General features: G+C 70.7%; 17 protein-coding genes. 10 read left to right on the top strand and 7 right to left on the bottom strand.

Annotation, left to right across the window (positions count from 1 at the left end; translation table 11 throughout):
- Positions 1-52: 52 nt before the first annotated feature.
- The gene (locus ACFWBT_RS33445; RefSeq protein ID WP_385706734.1) at positions 53-859 is read right to left on the bottom strand and encodes a PepSY domain-containing protein; all 807 of its coding nucleotides are present in this window, start codon (positions 857-859) and stop codon (positions 53-55) included.
- Positions 860-1,009: 150 nt separating this feature from the next.
- Between ACFWBT_RS33445 and ACFWBT_RS33450 the strand changes: the two genes are divergently transcribed.
- Positions 1,010-1,672, top strand: coding sequence for a response regulator transcription factor (locus tag ACFWBT_RS33450; RefSeq protein ID WP_385706735.1), 663 nt, complete (start codon positions 1,010-1,012; stop codon positions 1,670-1,672).
- Complete coding sequence (locus ACFWBT_RS33455) at positions 1,669-3,186, top strand: sensor histidine kinase (RefSeq protein ID WP_385706736.1); 1,518 nt, start codon at positions 1,669-1,671, stop codon at positions 3,184-3,186. The genes ACFWBT_RS33450 and ACFWBT_RS33455 overlap by 4 nt, the downstream gene beginning before the upstream one ends.
- A gap of 6 nt (positions 3,187-3,192) precedes the next feature.
- Here ACFWBT_RS33455 and ACFWBT_RS33460 read toward each other — a convergent pair whose 3' ends face one another.
- The 4 genes from ACFWBT_RS33460 to ACFWBT_RS33475 form a co-directional block, all read right to left on the bottom strand.
- Positions 3,193-3,669: a MarR family winged helix-turn-helix transcriptional regulator gene (locus ACFWBT_RS33460; protein ID WP_103550943.1), complete on the bottom strand. Its 477-nt coding sequence runs from the start codon at positions 3,667-3,669 to the stop codon at positions 3,193-3,195.
- A gap of 93 nt (positions 3,670-3,762) precedes the next feature.
- On the bottom strand, positions 3,763-4,563 hold the full coding sequence (locus ACFWBT_RS33465) for an AIM24 family protein (RefSeq protein WP_266762881.1): 801 nt from the start codon (positions 4,561-4,563) through the stop codon (positions 3,763-3,765).
- Positions 4,560-5,210 carry an AIM24 family protein gene (locus tag ACFWBT_RS33470; protein ID WP_385706737.1) on the bottom strand — a complete coding sequence of 217 codons (651 nt, stop codon included), beginning with the start codon at positions 5,208-5,210 and terminating at the stop codon, positions 4,560-4,562. The genes ACFWBT_RS33465 and ACFWBT_RS33470 overlap by 4 nt, the downstream gene beginning before the upstream one ends.
- Position 5,211: 1 nt before the next feature.
- Entirely contained in the window at positions 5,212-5,844 is a 633-nt protein-coding gene (locus ACFWBT_RS33475) for an AIM24 family protein (protein WP_385706748.1), read from the bottom strand.
- A gap of 193 nt (positions 5,845-6,037) precedes the next feature.
- On the opposite strand from ACFWBT_RS33475, the gene ACFWBT_RS33480 reads away from it, so the two are divergent.
- The 4 genes from ACFWBT_RS33480 (at position 6,038) to ACFWBT_RS33495 (ending at position 10,659) form a co-directional block, all read left to right on the top strand.
- On the top strand, positions 6,038-6,382 hold the full coding sequence (locus tag ACFWBT_RS33480) for a DUF3817 domain-containing protein (RefSeq protein WP_385706738.1): 345 nt from the start codon (positions 6,038-6,040) through the stop codon (positions 6,380-6,382).
- The gene (locus ACFWBT_RS33485; protein ID WP_385706739.1) at positions 6,379-6,672 is read left to right on the top strand and encodes an MTH1187 family thiamine-binding protein; all 294 of its coding nucleotides are present in this window, start codon (positions 6,379-6,381) and stop codon (positions 6,670-6,672) included. Before ACFWBT_RS33480 ends, ACFWBT_RS33485 begins: the two co-directional genes overlap by 4 nt.
- A gap of 240 nt (positions 6,673-6,912) precedes the next feature.
- Positions 6,913-8,700, top strand: a complete 1,788-nt coding sequence (locus ACFWBT_RS33490) for a glycosyltransferase family 2 protein (protein WP_385706740.1) — start codon at positions 6,913-6,915, stop codon at positions 8,698-8,700.
- Between the two features lie 3 nt (positions 8,701-8,703).
- Positions 8,704-10,659 carry a galactose oxidase-like domain-containing protein gene (locus ACFWBT_RS33495; protein ID WP_385706741.1) on the top strand — a complete coding sequence of 652 codons (1,956 nt, stop codon included), beginning with the start codon at positions 8,704-8,706 and terminating at the stop codon, positions 10,657-10,659.
- Here ACFWBT_RS33495 and ACFWBT_RS33500 read toward each other — a convergent pair.
- Both ACFWBT_RS33500 and ACFWBT_RS33505 read right to left on the bottom strand, forming a co-directional pair.
- On the bottom strand, positions 10,652-11,650 hold the full coding sequence (locus ACFWBT_RS33500; RefSeq protein ID WP_385706742.1) for a glycoside hydrolase family 6 protein: 999 nt from the start codon (positions 11,648-11,650) through the stop codon (positions 10,652-10,654). The genes ACFWBT_RS33495 and ACFWBT_RS33500 overlap by 8 nt on opposite strands.
- Before the next feature lie 108 nt (positions 11,651-11,758).
- Complete coding sequence (locus tag ACFWBT_RS33505) at positions 11,759-12,742, bottom strand: DUF5937 family protein (RefSeq protein WP_385706743.1); 984 nt, start codon at positions 12,740-12,742, stop codon at positions 11,759-11,761.
- Positions 12,743-12,813: 71 nt separating this feature from the next.
- Here ACFWBT_RS33505 and ACFWBT_RS33510 point away from each other — a divergent pair, with 71 nt between their 5' ends.
- The 4 genes from ACFWBT_RS33510 (at position 12,814) to ACFWBT_RS33525 (ending at position 16,945) form a co-directional block, all read left to right on the top strand.
- A complete protein-coding gene (locus ACFWBT_RS33510) occupies positions 12,814-14,217 on the top strand; it encodes an MFS transporter (protein ID WP_385706744.1) in 1,404 nt (467 codons plus the stop codon).
- Between the two features lie 10 nt (positions 14,218-14,227).
- Positions 14,228-14,737: a MarR family winged helix-turn-helix transcriptional regulator gene (locus ACFWBT_RS33515; RefSeq protein ID WP_385706745.1), complete on the top strand. Its 510-nt coding sequence runs from the start codon at positions 14,228-14,230 to the stop codon at positions 14,735-14,737.
- Between the two features lie 93 nt (positions 14,738-14,830).
- Positions 14,831-15,169: a DUF3817 domain-containing protein gene (locus tag ACFWBT_RS33520; RefSeq protein WP_385706746.1), complete on the top strand. Its 339-nt coding sequence runs from the start codon at positions 14,831-14,833 to the stop codon at positions 15,167-15,169.
- A 75-nt stretch (positions 15,170-15,244) separates the two neighbouring features.
- Entirely contained in the window at positions 15,245-16,945 is a 1,701-nt protein-coding gene (locus tag ACFWBT_RS33525) for a methylmalonyl-CoA mutase (protein WP_385706747.1), read from the top strand.
- Positions 16,946-17,136 lie beyond the last annotated feature (191 nt).

Here is a 17,136-nt window from a genome sequence, read left to right on the forward strand (position 1 = left end):
GATGTACAGCGACATCGTGCGCGCCCGGCCCGGTCGGTCCCCGCTCGTCCGGTCAGTCGTCGTCCGACCCCCGCTCCGATCCGTCGTCCGACCCGTGCCCCGCGCCGTGGTGCGACGTGTGTCCGGCCCGGTCGTCCGAGCCGCGCTCGGAACGGTCGTCCGAACCACTCGCCGTCCGGTCGTCCGAACCGCGTGCCGTCCGGTCGTCGGACACGTCGTGCGACCTGTCGTCCGATCCGTGGTCCGGTGTGATGCGGCCCGTGCGGAGGTCGATCCGCCACTCCCGCTCGATGCCGTTCGGCGTCAGGGTCTCCACGTCCCAGGCGTGTGTCCCGTCGTCGTCGTCGACGTCGATCGAGGTGACCGTGCCCTTGGCCGCGGCGGCCCGGGCGGCCTCGGCCAACGAGACGGACGTGCCCGTGAGCGTGGCCCGTACCCGGGCGGTGTCGTCCTCGTGCCCGGTCCGGGAGCCGAGCACCTTGCCGGTGGACGGGTCGACCCGGACGTCGCGCCAGGCGCCCGCGGGGTCGATGATCTCGACCTCCCAGATCACGGCGCCGTGCTCGTCGTCGAGTTCGGCGCCGACGGCGGTGCCCGGCGTGTGTGCCAGCGCGCGGGTGACGGCGTCCTCCGCCGTCAGGGTCGGCCGCCCGGCCGCGCTCGGTCCCGTGGCCGTGGCCGTGGGCGAGGCGGTGCGTTCGGCCTCCGTGGTGTCCCGGGCGTCGTCCGTACCCGGCTGTACGCTCGACCGTTTCGCCGGTGCCGTCGCGTCGTTCCCCGTGACGGCGAGGGCCGTCGCCGTGCCTCCGGCGACCAGGGTCGCGACCGCGACCGTGGCGATGACGATGCTGCGCTTCATGAAGTGCCTCCCGTTGTCCGCTGGTTCACGCTGTTTCGTCCAGGACGTACCGCTGTGCGGTGCGACGGGGACCAATCTGCGGGACGGACGCTGAAGGCAGCCTGAAGAAACCTGAAGGCGTCTTCAGGTTCGGTTTGCGACGCTGTGCTCATGCGCCTGTTGATCGTGGAGGACGAGAAGCGGCTCGCCCTGTCGCTCGCGAGGGGTCTGAGGGCCGAGGGCTACGCCGTGGACGTCGTGCACGACGGGCTCGAAGGCCTGCACCGGGCCTCCGAGGGACACCACGACCTTGTTGTCCTCGACATCATGCTGCCCGGCATGAACGGCTACCGCGTCTGCGCCGCGCTCCGTTCCGCCGGACACGACGTCCCGATCCTGATGCTCACCGCCAAGGACGGCGAGTACGACGAGGCCGAGGGGCTCGACACCGGCGCCGACGACTATCTGACGAAGCCCTTCTCCTACGTGGTGCTCGTCGCCCGTATCAAGGCGCTGCTGCGACGGCGCGGGCAGGCCGGGGCCTCACCCGTGCACGTCCTCGGCCGCATGGAGGTCGACACCGCCGCCCGGCGCGTGCTGCGCGACGGGGGCGAGGTCGCGCTCACCACCAAGGAGTTCTCCGTCCTCGAACATCTGGTGCTGCGGGCCGGCGAGGTCGTCTCCAAGGCCGAGATCCTCGAACACGTCTGGGACTTCGCGTACGACGGCGACCCCAACATCGTCGAGGTCTACGTCAGCGCGCTGCGCCGCAAACTCGGCGCCGAGACGATCGGGACCGTGCGCGGGGCCGGCTACCGCCTGGACGCACGGTGAGGCGCCTGTTCGGGTCCGTACGGGCCAAGGCGACCCTCGCCGCCACCGTCGTGGTCGCCGTCGCCCTCGTCGCCGCGGGCGCCGCCGTGCTCCTCTCGCTGCGAGCCGACCTCGTCGACCAGGCGGACGCCCAGGCCGACTCGGCGGCCCGTCACGTGGCCTCGCAGCTGGCCGCGGGCATCGCCTACGGGGACATGGAGCTCGGCGACGCCGAGGAGCACCCGGTGCAGGTGGCCGAGGAGGAGGGACGGCTGGTCGCCGCGAGCGAGGACCTGGAGAGCGTCGAGGGGACGGGGATCGCCGGGGTGGGGCCGGGCCCGACCGCGAGCCGGAGTCCGAGCGCGAGCCCGGTGCCGTCCGCGACCGCCCAGGACGACGACGGCGAGGACGACAACCACGGCAGGCGGAGCGGCCGGGGCAGCGGCAGCGGGAAGGGCGGTGGCGGGGACGACGCCGGGCGGGACGACGACGATCCCGCGGTGGGACAGATCTCCGAGGACGTGCGCAACAGCCAGGGGACCGCCACGGTCGACGGCGACACCGCGGCGTACCGGTTCGCGGCCGTGGAGGTCACCACCCCCCAGGACGTCACGCTCACCGTGCACGCGGGCGCCCCGCTCGCCGCCGAACAGGGAGCCGTCCGGACCGCCCTGACGGCGATGCTGATCGGCCTGCCGCTCCTCCTGGCGACGGTGGCGGGGGTGACCTGGCGGGTGACCCGGCGCGCCCTGCGTCCCGTCGAGGGGATCCGCGGCGAGATGGCCGCCATCACCGCCTCGCAGAACCTCGCGCGGCGCGTGCCCGTTCCCGCCGCGCACGACGAGGTCGCCCGGCTGGCCCGGACCACGAACGAGACGCTGGCCGCGCTGGAGGCCTCGGTGGAGCGGCAGCGCCGGTTCGTCGCCGACGCCTCGCACGAGCTGCGCAGCCCCATCGCCTCGCTGCGGACCCAGCTCGAGGTGGGCGCCGCTCATCCGGAGCTGCTCGACGTGGCGGGCGCGGTCGAGGACACCGTACGGCTGCAGCGGCTGGCCGCGGACCTGCTGCTGCTCGCCCGGCTGGACGCGGGGGAGCGGCCGGTGGACGGACGCTTCGACCTGGGTGTCCTCGCGGCGGAGGAGGGCGGACGCCGGGCCGGGGTCGCGGTCGCGGCGGAGGACGCCCTGGAGGTGTCCGGGTCCCGGGGGCAGGTGGGGCGGCTGCTGGCCAATCTGCTGGACAACGCGCGGCGGCATGCCCGGGAGCGGGTCGAGGTGCGGGTGCGCGGCGACGGCGGGTGGGCGGTGCTGACCGTCGCCGACGACGGGGACGGGATCCCCGCCGGTCAGCGCGATCGGGTCTTCGAGCGGTTCGTACGGCTGGACGACGCCCGCAGCCGGGACGACGGCGGAGCCGGTCTCGGCCTCGCCATCGCCCGGGACGTGGCCGTCCGGCACGGCGGGACGCTCACGGTCGGTGAGGCGCCCGCCGGCGGAGCGCTCTTCGAGCTCCGGTTGCCGCGCCAGGCCTCCTGACGGGGGCTACGGCTTGCCGCGCTGTCCCAACAGGTGCTCGGCGATCGGCCGCAGCGACTTGTGCAGGTCCTCCAGCGCCTCCGGTGACAGCAGGTCGATGAAGTGCCTCCGTACGGACGCCACATGATGCGGCGAGACCTTCTTCATCGTCTCCATGCCGTGCTCGGTGAGGACCGCGTACAGCCCTCGCCGGTCGGACTCGCAGTTCTCCCGGCGCACCAGATCCGCGTTCTCCATGCGCGTGATCTGGTGCGAGAGGCGGCTCTTGGACTGGAGGGTGGCGGAGGCGAGGTCGCTCATCCGCATGCGTACGCCCTCCGACTCGGAGAGGTTCACCAGAATCTCGTAGTCGTTCATCGTCAGCCCGAACGGCTGAAGATCCCTTTCGAGCTGGTACGTCAACAGCCTGTTGACCTCCAGGTGGGTGCGCCAGGCGCACTGCTCCGCATCGGTCAGCCAGCGCGTGGCCGTCTCGGTCTCCATATGTGAAGTCTACCTAAAATGTTGAAAGGCGAACTAGTGAGGGGTGGTGTGACTGCGCGCACGCGTTCGATGTCACACTCCGCAGACTACCGCTCACAGCCCGAAGCGACGCTGGAGGTCCCCCAGCTGTCCGGGAAGGCGCGGTGCGCCGGCTTGCTGCCCGTGCTGACCGGGCACCCCTCCCGCGCCTGGCACTCCGGCCTGATGCGGGACCGCCCCGGTGGCCTGCTCCGCCATCAGGATCTCGGTGGACTGGAGCAGCACCGTGCCCGCCCCCACGAACTCGAACTGGTGCTCCTCCCCGGAAGCCCCTCCGAGGCCCGTCATCGCACGTAGACCGCCCATCACGCCGGTCATGTACCCGTGGTCGTAGTGGTGGCACGGGGACGGGCAGTCCGCCCATCCGACCAGGGCCTGCGGGTCCACCCGGATCGGGGGTTCCATGAACACCACCGGACCGTTGGACGCGGCCACGAACTTGCCGGTTCCGATCAGTGTCAGAAACCCCGGCACGATCGATTGCTTGAGTGCCAGACTTGGCTGAAAAGCGAGCAAGTTGCCGGAGCGAATGGTCAGGTTGCCCTCGTCCAAGTCGTACGAATTCACGTCGAAGGCCCGGTCGGCGAGGAGCATCTTGCCCGAACCCTCCGCCACGACCCAGTCGCTTGCGTGCAGAGGCGAATGGAACGACGTACGGACAAGTCGGTCCAGACGGCCGTGCCCGATGCCGTTGAACTCCATCGACCCGTAGTAGGCGATCATCTTGCCCTTCTGCAGGAACCACTGGCTCCCCTTGAGCTCCACGCAGAAGGTGTAGTTGTTGACGTTGTCGTCGACCGGCAGCGACATCGGATCGTGGATCACCGGGCCGCCCGGGGCTCCGTACCCGCTCACAGCTTCTCCTCCGAGGCCTGGACGTACACCGAACCGCTCCCGCTCAGCTCCAGCTGGAACGCCTCGCCCGAACCGCGGCCCACCATGTCGCGCCAGCCCAGCGCCGTGGACAGCTTGTTGCGCACGTCGCCGTGGTGCGCCACGTACGCCTGCGGGTCGACGTGCACCGCCCGCTGCGGAGTGATCGGGACCTCGAAGACACCGCCGTGCGCCATGACGGCCACCGCGCCGTGCCCCTTGAGCGTGGTCGTGAAGAGCCCCTGGCCCGTCACCTGGCCCCGCACCATGCCCATCACGCCGCCCTGCGAGCCCAGGAACATCGTGCCCTGCTCCAGCGTCCCGTCGAAGGCCAGCAGCCGGTCCGCCTCGACGTACAAGGTGTCACCGGTGAGGCTGATCACCTGGACATGGTGGCCGCCGTGCCCGAAGAGCACCGTGCCCGCACCCTCGACGGTCATCAGGGGAGTCGCCTCGTTGGCCAGCCGGCGGCCGATCATCGACATCACACCGCCCTGCCCGCCCTGCATGTTGGGCGTGAACGACACCTCGCCCTTGTACGCGAGCATCGCCCCGCGCTGACTGAACAGCCGCTGGCCCGGCATCACCGTCGCCTCGACCATCTTCGAATTCACCTCGCGGAACGGCATGTCACACATCCCCCGCGATCGTGTTGCGCTCACTGGGCTGGACGTAGACGAGCCCGTCGCCCTCGAAGCGCATCTGGAACGCCTCGCCGCCGCCCTCGCCCATCAACGTGCGGAACGTCACACCGGACTGCAGCGACTGCCGCACGTTGCCCTGATGCGCGATGTACGCCCCCGGATCGACCGTCAGCGGGTACTGGGAACTGACGCGCAGCACCACAGCGGGCCCGTCCGACATGATCGCCGCCTGGCCGTGGCCCTCGACGGTGGTCGTGAACAGACCGTTGCCCTGCGAGGCGCCGCGCAGCCCCGTGAACGTCGTACCCGTGCGCAGACCCGCGTCCGTCGCGAGCAGATTGCTCGACTCCACGTACAGCTTGTCCCCCTGAAGACCCACCAGATTGATCTCCGAGGCCCGGTCCGCGAACCAGCACGTCCCGTGCCCCTTCACCTCCATCATCGTCATCTGCTCACCGGTGAGGCGCCGGGTCACCATCCCCCGTATCCCCTCACCGCCTCCGCTGAGCTTCTTGAAGGCCATCTGGCCGTCGTACGCGACCATGGAGCCGTTCTTCGCCTTCACGGCGTCCCCGGTCATGTCGACGGCCAGCACCTTGCTGCCTTGAAGTCGAAACATCGCCACGCTGTGAAGGTAGCCGCAGCGCCGGACCGCCGACAGAGCCTCCGGGCGGATGTCACCCCCGAGACGACCCCGAGAGGCCCCGGACCCGGGATCCCGCTCTCCGGATGCCACAATGACCGGGACGCTTGTGCTTGCGTTCACAAAGCAGCGTTCCCCCCGACAGCGAAACTCCCACCGAAGGTGACCCGTGGACATAAAGACCGCCACCGCACTCCGCCGCCTCCGCCTGGTCTCGGCCCCCGAAGCCGTTTCCTTCCTGCTGCTGCTCGTCTGCTCGGTGCTGAAGCGGACCACGGAGTTCAACGCCGTGCCCGTCATGGGCGCGATCCACGGTGTCCTCTTCATCCTGTACGTGATCTTCTGGGCGTTCGCCTGGTACCGCGCCCGGTGGAGCGTCGGCATCGCGGCCTTCTACCTCGCCCTCTCCGTCCTGCCCACCGGCGGCTTCTTCGCCGAGCGCAAGCTCAAGCGCGAGGCCGAGGACGCGGTCATCGCCTCCCGCGCCCGCAAGGAAGGGGTCGTGACCGCATGATCGTCGCCTTCTCCGTGACGCCGCTCGGTGTCGGCGAGGACGTGGGGGAGTACGTCGCCGAGGCCGTCCGGGTCGTCCGTGAATCGGGCCTGCCCAACCGCACCGACGCGATGTTCACCACGATCGAAGGTGACTGGGACCAGGTGATGGCCGTCGTCAAGCGGGCCGTCGCCGTCGTCGAGGAACGCGCGCCCCGTGTCTCGGTCGTCCTCAAGGCGGACATCCGCCCCGGGGTGACGGACGGTCTCACCTCCAAGGTGGAAACGGTGGAACGACACCTGTCGGCGTGATTCCCGGGCGCGGAGCCCACACCCCTGAACCCCGGTCCCCTGGACCGGGGTTTTTCGTGCCCGGACCGTGCCGGCGGCCGCGTGACGGCGGTGACGGCGCCTCAGGTGCGAAAGACCACCCGCCCGCACGCCCCGGGTACCCCTTCGGACGCGCCCCGTTCGACACGTCAGGAAAACTCCACTTATGTGTGGGTACCAGCCAGAACGATCACCTGACACGTTCAACCACTGGAGGGCGATGTGCGGCCCGAGGGCTACGACTACGACACCTACAGCCGACTCGCCGGACCTCTGACCCAGCCTTCGTCCGGTACGGCCTACCGGGTGCAGTACACCAAGCTCCTGTCGCGCGAACCGCACCGAATACGAGCCGTCCTGCTGATGACGCTCGCGCCCCTTCTCACCGGCGCGCTCCTCGTCTACCTCGTCTGGCCCACCCACTGGGTGGAGCGCGAGGGCGGCGAGCGGTGGCTGATCGGCCTCGACGTCACCATGCTCATAGCCATCGGTCTGATCGAGCTGTTCATGGTCGTCAACGTCATGAGCATCGCCCACGCGACGATGGTCGCCAGCGACCCCGTTCCCGTCGTCCCCGCACAGGCGACCCGGGTCGCCTTCCTCACCACCTACGTCCCGGGAAAGGAACCCCTCGCCACGGTCCGCGCCACCCTCGAAGGCGCGGTCGGGATCACCCATACCGGCCCCCTCGACATCTGGCTTCTCGACGAGGGCGACGACGAGCTGGCCCGGGGCCTGTGCGCCGAACTCGGGGTGCGGCACTTCACCCGGAACGGGGTGCCCGAGTGGAACCGCCCCGACGGGAGGCACAAGGCCCGCACCAAGCACGGCAACTACAACGCGTGGCTCGCCCTCCACGGTCACGCGTACGACTTCCTCGCCTCGGTCGACACCGACCACGTCCCGCTGCCCGGCTTCCTCGAGCGCATGATGGGCTACTTCCGGGACCCCGACGTGGCGTTCGTCGTCGGCCCCCAGGTGTACGGGAACTACGAGAACCCCGTCACCAAGGCCGCCGAGTCCCAGCAGTTCCTCTTCCACGCCCTGATCCAGCGGGCCGGCAACCGCTACCGCGCGCCCATGTTCGTCGGCACCAACAACGTCGTGCGCATCGCGGCCCTCAAGCAGATCGGGGGGCTGTACGACTCCATCACCGAGGACATGGCCACCGGGTTCGAGCTGCACCGGCACCGGAACCCGAGGACGGGCCGGCACTGGCGGTCCGTCTACACACCGGACGTCCTCGCCGTCGGTGAGGGACCCTCCTCCTGGACCGACTTCTTCACCCAGCAGCTGCGCTGGTCGCGCGGCACCTACGAGACCCTGCTCAAGCAGTACTGGAAGGCACCGTTCACCATGCCCTCCGGCCGGCTGTTCTCGTACACCCTGATGCTCGTCTACTACCCGATGACGGCCGTCAACTGGCTGCTGGGCATCCTCAGCTGCTTCCTGTTCCTCTGGTTCGGGGCCTCCGGGACCCAGGTCACGGCCTCCGTGTGGCTGATGCTCTACAGCGACGCCGCCGCCCTCCAGATCGGCCTGTACCTGTGGAACCGGCGCCACAACGTCTCGCCGCACGAACCCGAGGGCTCCGGCGGCCTGGCCGGCATGGCGATGTCGGCCCTGTCGGCCCCCGTCTATCTGAAGTCGCTGGGCGAGGCCCTGCTCCGGCGCCCCAGCCGCTTCGTCGTGACCCCCAAGGGCGGTGACGCCAGCCCCGACCGGCTCCAGACCTTCCGTATCCACCTCGGCTGGGCCGTGCTCCTCGCCGTCTCGCTCGGCGCGTCGGTGGTCCTCGGGCACACCCACGCGGCCATGCGGACCTGGGCCCTGCTGGCCATGGCGATCTCCCTCGCACCGGTCGTGGTCTGGGTCTGCACCCTGGTCGGGGAGCGTCGGACCCGGCCGGCACGGCTCACCCCCGCCCAGGTTCCCGACAGCCACGAACCGGCGCCGGCCGCGGGCGGCACCTCCATCACGGTCACCGGCTCCACGACAGGAGGCACCTAGACCATGGCGTACCGGCCCTCGAAGAAGACGAAGAAGACGGTGCTCGGCATCGCGGGAATCGCCGTCCTCGCGGGACTCAACGCCCCGGCGGCGCTCGGCTTCGCCGACGAGCAGTACTACGCGTACAAGATCTCCCGGCCCGCCTACAAGGCGAAGTACGGCTCCTGGAGCCGGATCGACATCCCCGAGCGGTACCGCACCAACGCGATCCACGCGGCCCTGCTGCACACCGGGAAGGTGCTCATCGTCGCCGGGTCGGGCAACGAACAGAAGAAGTTCGACAAGGGGTCCTTCGACACCGTCCTGTGGGATCCGAGGACGGACACCTTCAAGAAGGTCCCCACCCCGGCCGACTTCTTCTGCTCCGGACACGCCCAACTCCCCGACGGCCGCATGCTCGTGGCCGGCGGCACCGCCCGCTACGAACGGCTGGACGGCGAGGTCGGGCGGGCCGGCGGCGGCATGCGCGTGAAGAACGAGAACCCCGACAAGGCCGTCGTCCTCAAGAAGGGCACCGTCTTCCGCTCACCCGCCGGTGTCGACTACACCAGCAGGTTCGACGTGACGATCCCCAGGGCCAAGCGGAACCAGATCATCACCTACGACCGGGCCGGCGTCATGCAGCCCTGGAAGACCAAGGTCACCGCCGGCGAGGCCCGCGTCTTCGTGGAGGCCGAGGAGGAGGGGCCGCGGTCGGTCACCGACCGGCAGGCCCAGTACGAGATCGTCGGTCTGCGCGGCGAGGACGCCGTCAACACGTACGGCCTCTCCGAGAGGATCACCCTGGAGAAGCAGGACTTCCAGGGCATCAGGGCCGCCTACGAGTTCGACCCGAAGGCCGAGAAGTACATCCCCGTCGACCCGATGGACAAGGCCCGCTGGTACCCGACCCTCGTCGGACTCGACGACGGACGGGTCCTCGCCGTCTCCGGCCTCGACGACGTCGGGGTCATCGACCCCGGCGACAACGAGATCTACGACCCGAGGACCAAGAAGTGGAGCCCCGGTCCCCACCGCTACTTCCCCACCTACCCGGCGCTCTTCCTCACCAAGGGCGGCAAGCTCTTCTACCCGGCCTCCAACGCCGGATACGGACCCGCCGACCAGGGCCGCGAGGCGGGCCTGTGGGACCTGCGGACCAACACGTTCGAGAAGGTGCCCGGCCTGCGGGACGCCGACGAGACGGAGACCTCCGCCTCGCTCCTGCTCCCGCCCGCCCAGGACCAGAAGGTGATGATCCTCGGCGGCGGAGGCGTCGGCGAGTCCAAGAAATCCACCCGGCGCACCGCCGTCGTCGACCTCAGGAAGGACAGCCCGGCCTTCCAGGACGGACCCGATCTTCCCCAGGGCACGCGCTATCTGAACAGCGTGATCATGCCGGACGACTCCGTCTTCACGACCAACGGCTCCGAGAACTACCGCGGACGCAGCGCCAGCAACATCCTCAAGGCGCAGTTCTACGACCCCAAGGGCAACGTCTTCCATGAAGCGGCGTCCCCGCGGGTGGGCCGCAACTACCACTCCGAGGCGCTGCTCCTGCCCGACGGCCGCGTCGCCACCTTCGGCTCCGACCCGCTCTTCGACGACCAGCGGAACACCAAACTGGGCCACTTCGAACAGCGCATGGAGGTCTTCACCCCGCCCGCCCTGCACAGGAACGGCAAGAACCGTCCGGTGCTGGGCCACGGCCCCGACGTGCTCGACCGGAGCCACCGGGCGACCTTCGCCACCGACCACCCGGAACGGGTCGCCAAGGCCCGGCTGATGCGCCCCAGCGCCGTCACCCACACCACGGACGTCGAGCAGCGGTCGATCGAGCTGGGGCTGACGAAGACCGGGAACTCGGTCACCGTCGATGTGCCGAGGGACCGCACCCTGGTGCCACCCGGCTGGTACATGCTCTTCGTGACGGACGGCCGGGGAACGCCGTCCGAGGCGAAGTGGATCCAGGTCACGTGACGGAGTTGCGCGCCAGCTCCAGGGCGTAGTCCGGCCACCACTGGCCGGCCGCCGGTCCGCCCCCGCACGCTCCGTCCGACTCGCCCGGCCGCTTGATCCACAGGTAGGCGTCGAGGGCCGGCTCTCCGGTGGCGGTGGTCGGCGGGGTGCCCAGCGCCCGGCCGGGCGGGTTGCACCAGGCGCCCTCCAGCGGGCCGTTGCCGTTGCGGCTGGTGTCGACGACGAAGTGCTTGCCGCCGAGTTGCCCGGAGAGGCCGAGGCCGTACTGCTTGGCGATGGCCTCCGTCTGGAAGTTGGCGACGTTGAGCGAGAAGCCGTCGGCGTTCGCGACACCGGCGCGCTCCAGGGGTTCGACCAGTTTCCCGGAATCGCGGATCCAGGCCGGGTTCCCGGCGTCCAGGTACACCCTGGTGCGCGGCTGGCGCTTCAGCCGCACGATCGCCTCGTTCAGCAACTGCTCGCGCTCGGCGTGGTACTCCACCGGAGTGCAGCCGTCCACGATGTGCGCAATCGCGTCCGGTTCCAGGATCACCAGGGCCCGGCTGTCGCCGAGGGCGTCGGCGAACAGGCCGATCCACTGCCGGTAGACGTCCGCGTCCGCCGCTCCGCCCGCCGAGTGCTGGCCGCAGTCCCGGTGCGGGATGTCGTACGCCACGAACAGCGCCGTTCGCCCTTGCCGGGTCGCCGACGCGGTCGCCGAGCGGACCGCCGGGCCCGGATCGGTCTCGCCGGCTGGCCACAGCGCGACGGGCTCGTCCGCGATCCGCTTCAGCAGAGCGGCGTCCTGGGTACGGCCCTGCCGCCGCCACAGCTGGATCTGCCGCGCCGCGGGGCCGGTCGGGTCGACCCAGAAGGGGGAGCGGGCGGCGGTGCCCCTCTGCTGCGAGGCGGCGCCGACGACGGAGGCCTCGCCGACCTCGGGCGCGGGCGAGCAGCCCGCCGCGAGCCCGAGCACCGCGAGTGCCGCGAGGGTGTGGATCAGCCGGGGCATGCTGCTCCCTTGCGCGAAGGTGACGACCGGTCACCAATCGTTGCACAACGGGACATTACGGAAGGGAAGCGGCGTGGCGTGGTGAGCCTCGTGGTGAGCCTCCCCGTGTCAGTCGCCGCCCGAGGCCAGCGCGATCCCGAGCGGCGTCCGCTCGTACAGCACCTGGTGCCCGTACCGGCGTGAGACGAGCAGGCCCGCGTCGCGCAGGGCGGCGAGATGCGCGGAGACCGACGACGGCGCGAGACGCAGCCGGTGGGCGAGTGCCGTCGTGGTGCCCGGCTCGTCGAGCGCGGTGAGCACGGCGGCCCGGCCGCGCCCGAGCAGTCGTACGAGCGCGTCGGGGGTGCGGTCCGTCGGCTCGGCCCACAGGCCGCCGATGCCGCGTGCCGGGTAGACGAGCGTCGGCTGCCAGGGGGCTTCGAAGTCGCTGATCACGTCCGGCCAGGAGAAGACGCTCGGCATCAGGACCAGGCCCTGTCCGGACAGGTGCCGTTCGTGCCGGCCCCCGACCTCGACGGTCAGGGTGTGGGAGCGCCAGCCGAACCGCCCGTCGATCTCCGGCAGCAGTCCGCCGAGGCCGACCTGCGCGAGCCGCCGCGAGTGGAAGGCGATGTCGGCCTCCAGCAGGGCGCGCAGCCGGGGCCAGTCCGGTTCGACGAGGGTGTGCCAGGCCAGTTCCAGCACCTCGGTCAGTTCCCGCACCATGCGCACCGGGTCCGCCAGCAGGGCCCGGCCGCGCGGTGAGGTGAGCGCGCCCGGGGTGTCGGCGAGGGAGCGCGCGCTCTCCTCGCGGGCCACCGCGGGGTCGGCCGTGCGCACCGCGGCGATCTCCTCCTCGAAGCTCGCCGCCGGGCCGAGCGGAGGCAGGCCGAGCCAGTCGGGGGAGTAGCCGCGCTGCGGCATCAGCAGCCAGAGCGGCGCGAGGTCGAGTCCGGCGGCCGCCGCGCGGATGCGGCGCAGCCAGTGTGCGTGATAGCCGTACCGGGCGGGCCGGTTGAGCGTGCGTACCGCCTCCTGCGTCTCCCACAGAGGCGACACCGCGAAGCGGCAGTTGAGGAGGTCGTCCTCCCCGAAGTGCAGCAGTGACGGCATGACACCCCAGAAGATTCGGCTGACACCGAAACTCTACGGCGGTCGGAGTGCGTCCGGGCACGCTGACGCCCATGCCAGAAGCAGAGAAGAAGGGCGCGGCGACGGTGCCCGCGCCGGCGGGCCCCGCGGGGAACGCCTCGAAGAGCACCCCGGAGACAGCCTCGGCGCCCACCGGCTACGGTCGCGTCTTCGCCGTGCCCGAGTTCCGTGCCGTCTTCGCCGCGCACGCGTTCTCGCTGCTCGGGCTCGTCGTCAGCGAGATCGCGCTCTCCGTCCTCGTCTACGACCTGACGGGCTCTCCGCTGCTGAGCGCCCTGACGTTCGCGCTCGGCTTTCTGCCCTATCTGATCGGCGGGACCCTGCTCGCGGGCATCGCGGACCGCTTCCCGGCCCGCCGGGTCCTGGTGGTGTGCGATCTGGTGTGCGCGGGATGTGTGGCCGTGATGGTGGTGCCGGGCGCGCCCGTCGCGGTGCTGCTCGCGATGCGGGCCGCGCTCGCCCTGGTCGCTCCGGTCTTCCAGGGGACACGGACGGCGACCCTCGCGGACGTCCTGGGCGACGGTGAACTGTTCGTGCTCGGCCGCTCCCTGCTGCGGATCGTGTCGCAGAGCGCGCTGCTGGCCGGATTCGGGACGGGCGGGCTGCTGCTCACCGTCGTGTCGCCCCGCCACGCGCTCCTCGTCACGGTCTGCACGTTCCTGGTCTCCGCCGTGCTGCTGCGGTTCGGCACCCGGCGGCGGCCCGCGCGGGCGCACCGGGGGCAGGCGCTCGTACGGGACTCCCTCGGTGGTGCCCGTCAGGTGCTCGCCGACCGCCGGATCCTCGTGCTGCTCCTGCTGTTCTGGGTGCCGCCGATGTTCGCCGTCGCCCCGGAGGCGCTGGCGGCGCCGTACGCCGACGGGATCGGGGCCGGTTCGACCGGGCTCGGTCTGCTGATGTGCGCGCTGCCGGTCGGCACGATCGCGGGGGAGCTGTTCGCGGGTGCGCGGCTGCGGCCGGCCACCCGGAACCGGATCACGCTCCCGCTGGTCTGCGTGACACTGCTGCCCTACGCCGGCTACGCGCTGCGGCCCGGTCTCGGCTGGTCGCTGGTCCTGCTGGTGCTCGCCGGTGCCGGATCGGCGTACACCCTCGGCCTGGACCAGTGGTTCGTGCGGGCGGTGCCGGACGAGCTGCTCGGGCGCGCGATGACGTTGAACACGGCCGGTCTGATGACGGTTCAGGGCCTGGGGATGGCGTTGTCGGGGGTGGTGGCGGAGTTCGCCGGTGTGCGGGCGACGGTCGTGGGCGCGGGCGTGCTGGGGACCGTGGTCTGTGTGGGCCTGGCGGTGGCGGCGCGGCGTACCGAACGGGGGGAAGGGCGGGGCCGGGAAGGTGCCGGGACCGAGCCGGCCGAGGGGGTCCGGAGCCCGCTCGTCGCGGGGTCGGATACCGAAACGCGAGACAGGGCTGACCACGATGTGACCGGCCGGTAAGGTCTTTGGCGTGCCGAAGCCGCTCAGTCTTGCCTTCGATCCCATCGCCCGCGCCGACGAACACTGGAAGCAGCGCTGGGGTTCCGTGCCGTCCATGGCCGCGATCACCTCGATCATGCGCGCCCACCAGATCCTGCTGGCCGAGGTGGACGCGGTCGTCAAGCCGTACGGACTGACCTTCGCGCGCTACGAGGCGCTGGTGCTCCTCACCTTCTCGAAGGCGGGCGAGCTCCCGATGTCCAAGATCGGCGAGCGGCTCATGGTGCATCCGACGTCCGTCACCAACACGGTGGACCGGCTGGTGCGGTCGGGACTCGTCGACAAGCGCCCGAACCCCAACGACGGGCGGGGCACCCTCGCCTCCATCACGGACAAGGGCCGCGAGGTCTGCGACGCGGCCACCCGCGACCTGATGGCGATGGACTTCGGGCTCGGGGCCTACGACGCCGAGGAGTGCGGGGAGATCTTCGCGATGCTGCGGCCGCTGCGTGTGGCCGCGCACGACTTCGACGGCGGGTAGGCCGACGCCCGGTGAGGCGACGCGGGCGGGGGCGGCCGGCGAGGCGTGGGGGCGCGCGAAGATCGCGCAAAAGGGGTCGTTACCCTCGTAGCCATGAAGAAGAGCGTGCTGACCCGCTACCGCGTCATGGCCTACGTCACCGGTGTGCTGCTGGTCCTGCTGTGCCTCGGCATGATCGCCAAGTACGGCCTGGGCGTCGACGGCGCCGCGGACTTCACCCGTGTCGTCGCCATCGCGCACGGCTGGCTGTACGTCCTCTACCTGATTTTCGCCTTCGACCTGGGTTCCAAGGCGAAGTGGCCGGTCGGCAAGCAGCTCTGGGTGCTGCTGGCGGGCACGATCCCCACGGCCGCCTTCTTCGTGGAGCGCCGCATCAGCCAGGAGCTGGAGTCCAAGGTCGCGGAGGGTTCTCCCGCGGTCGCCGGGGCCTGACCCGAAACCGTCGTACGGGACCGTACGGCGGTTTCCCATCGACATTTACTAGGACGTCCTAGTAAATTCGAGGGTATGGACGCTCACGCCATCGAGGAAGGCCGCCGACGCTGGCAGGCCCGCTATGACGCTTCGCGCAAGCGCGAGGCCGACTTCACCACGCTCTCCGGTGATCCCGTGGAGCCGGTGTACGGTCCCCGGCCCGGGGACAACTACGACGGCTTCGAGCGGATTGGCTGGCCCGGCGAGTACCCCTACACGCGCGGGCTCTACGCCACCGGCTACCGAGGGCGTACGTGGACCATCCGGCAGTTCGCCGGGTTCGGCAACGCCGAGCAGACCAACGAGCGCTACAAGAAGATCCTCGCCAACGGCGGCGGGGGCCTCTCCGTGGCCTTCGACATGCCCACCCTGATGGGCCGAGACTCGGACGACAAGCGTTCGCTCGGCGAGGTCGGGCACTGCGGCGTCGCGATCGACTCGGCGGCCGACATGGAGGTCCTCTTCCAGGACATCCCGCTCGGTGACGTCACGACGTCGATGACGATCAGCGGGCCCGCGGTGCCGGTCTTCTGCATGTACCTGGTGGCCGCCGAGCGCCAGGGCATCGACCCCTCCGTGCTGAACGGCACCCTCCAGACCGACATCTTCAAGGAGTACATCGCCCAGAAGGAGTGGCTCTTCCAGCCCGAGCCGCACCTGCGCCTCATCGGCGACCTGATGGAGCACTGCGCCGAGAAGATCCCCGCGTACAAGCCGCTGTCCGTCTCCGGCTACCACATCCGTGAGGCGGGCTCCACAGCCGCGCAGGAGCTCGCCTACACCCTGGCGGACGGCTTCGGCTACGTGGAACTGGGGCTCTCCCGCGGGCTCGACGTGAACGTTTTCGCCCCCGGCCTCTCCTTCTTCTTCGACGCCCACGTCGACTTCTTCGAGGAGATCGCCAAGTTCCGTGCGGCCCGCCGCATCTGGGCCCGCTGGATGCGGGACGTCTACGGCGCCACCTCCGAGAAGGCGCAGTGGCTGCGCTTCCACACGCAGACCGCCGGAGTCTCGCTGACGGCCCAGCAGCCGTACAACAACGTCGTGCGTACCGCCGTCGAGGCGCTCGCCGCGGTCCTCGGCGGCACGAACTCGCTGCACACCAACGCGCTGGACGAGACGCTCGCCCTGCCGTCCGAGCAGGCCGCGGAGATCGCCCTGCGGACGCAGCAGGTGCTCATGGAGGAGACCGGCGTCGCCAACGTCGCCGACCCGCTGGGCGGTTCCTGGTACGTCGAGCAGCTCACCGACCGCATCGAGGCCGACGCGGAGAAGATCTTCGAGCAGATCAAGGAGCGCGGACTGCGGGCGCACCCCGACGGGCAGCACCCCATCGGTCCCATCACCTCCGGCATCCTGCGCGGGATCGAGGACGGGTGGTTCACCGGGGAGATCGCCGAGTCGGCGTTCCAGTACCAGCGGTCGGTCGAGAAGGGCGACAAGCGGGTCGTCGGCGTCAACGTCCACCACGGGTCCGTGACCGGCGACCTGGAGATCCTTCGGGTCAGCCACGAGGTGGAGCGTGAGCAGGTCCGTGAACTGGCCTCGCGCAAGGAAGGCCGTGACGAGGCCGCCGTGCGCGGCGCGCTGGACGCCATGCTCGCCGCCGCCCGCGACGGCTCCAACATGATCGCCCCCATGCTGGAGGCGGTCCGCGCGGAGGCCACGCTGGGCGAGATCTGCGGTGTCCTGCGCGACGAGTGGGGGGTGTACACGGAGCCGGCGGGCTTCTGAGCGGCCCCGGGCAGCCCGGCACCCCTGGCTGCCCGGGCCGAGCCCGGGGCTCCGGGGCCCGCGGTACCGGCGAGGGCCCGCCCGCACCAGGTGGGCCTTTTCTCGCCCCCTCCGCCCCTGCCCTTCCCGTACCCGGGGGGGCGCCCCCCCCCCCCCCCCCCCCAAACCGCAGGAACGTATAAAAAAAAGAA

It is taken from the genome of Streptomyces sp. NPDC060027 (assembly GCF_042737005.1).
In the GTDB taxonomy this organism is placed as follows: Bacteria; Actinomycetota; Actinomycetes; order Streptomycetales; family Streptomycetaceae; genus Streptomyces.

Bases quoted from the DNA above. Each gene is read 5' to 3' on its own strand.
- ACFWBT_RS33445 (WP_385706734.1), bottom strand. From the start codon at position 859: ATGAAGCGCAGCATCGTCATCGCCACGGTCGCGGTCGCGACCCTGGTC.
- ACFWBT_RS33450 (WP_385706735.1), top strand. From the start codon at position 1,010: ATGCGCCTGTTGATCGTGGAGGACGAGAAGCGGCTCGCCCTGTCGCTC.
- ACFWBT_RS33460 (WP_103550943.1), bottom strand. From the start codon at position 3,669: ATGGAGACCGAGACGGCCACGCGCTGGCTGACCGATGCGGAGCAGTGC.
- ACFWBT_RS33470 (WP_385706737.1), bottom strand. From the start codon at position 5,210: ATGCCGTTCCGCGAGGTGAATTCGAAGATGGTCGAGGCGACGGTGATG.
- ACFWBT_RS33475 (WP_385706748.1), bottom strand. From the start codon at position 5,844: ATGTTTCGACTTCAAGGCAGCAAGGTGCTGGCCGTCGACATGACCGGG.
- ACFWBT_RS33485 (WP_385706739.1), top strand. From the start codon at position 6,379: ATGATCGTCGCCTTCTCCGTGACGCCGCTCGGTGTCGGCGAGGACGTG.
- ACFWBT_RS33495 (WP_385706741.1), top strand. From the start codon at position 8,704: ATGGCGTACCGGCCCTCGAAGAAGACGAAGAAGACGGTGCTCGGCATC.
- ACFWBT_RS33500 (WP_385706742.1), bottom strand. From the start codon at position 11,650: ATGCCCCGGCTGATCCACACCCTCGCGGCACTCGCGGTGCTCGGGCTC.
- ACFWBT_RS33505 (WP_385706743.1), bottom strand. From the start codon at position 12,742: ATGCCGTCACTGCTGCACTTCGGGGAGGACGACCTCCTCAACTGCCGC.
- ACFWBT_RS33510 (WP_385706744.1), top strand. From the start codon at position 12,814: ATGCCAGAAGCAGAGAAGAAGGGCGCGGCGACGGTGCCCGCGCCGGCG.
- ACFWBT_RS33520 (WP_385706746.1), top strand. From the start codon at position 14,831: ATGAAGAAGAGCGTGCTGACCCGCTACCGCGTCATGGCCTACGTCACC.
- ACFWBT_RS33525 (WP_385706747.1), top strand. From the start codon at position 15,245: ATGGACGCTCACGCCATCGAGGAAGGCCGCCGACGCTGGCAGGCCCGC.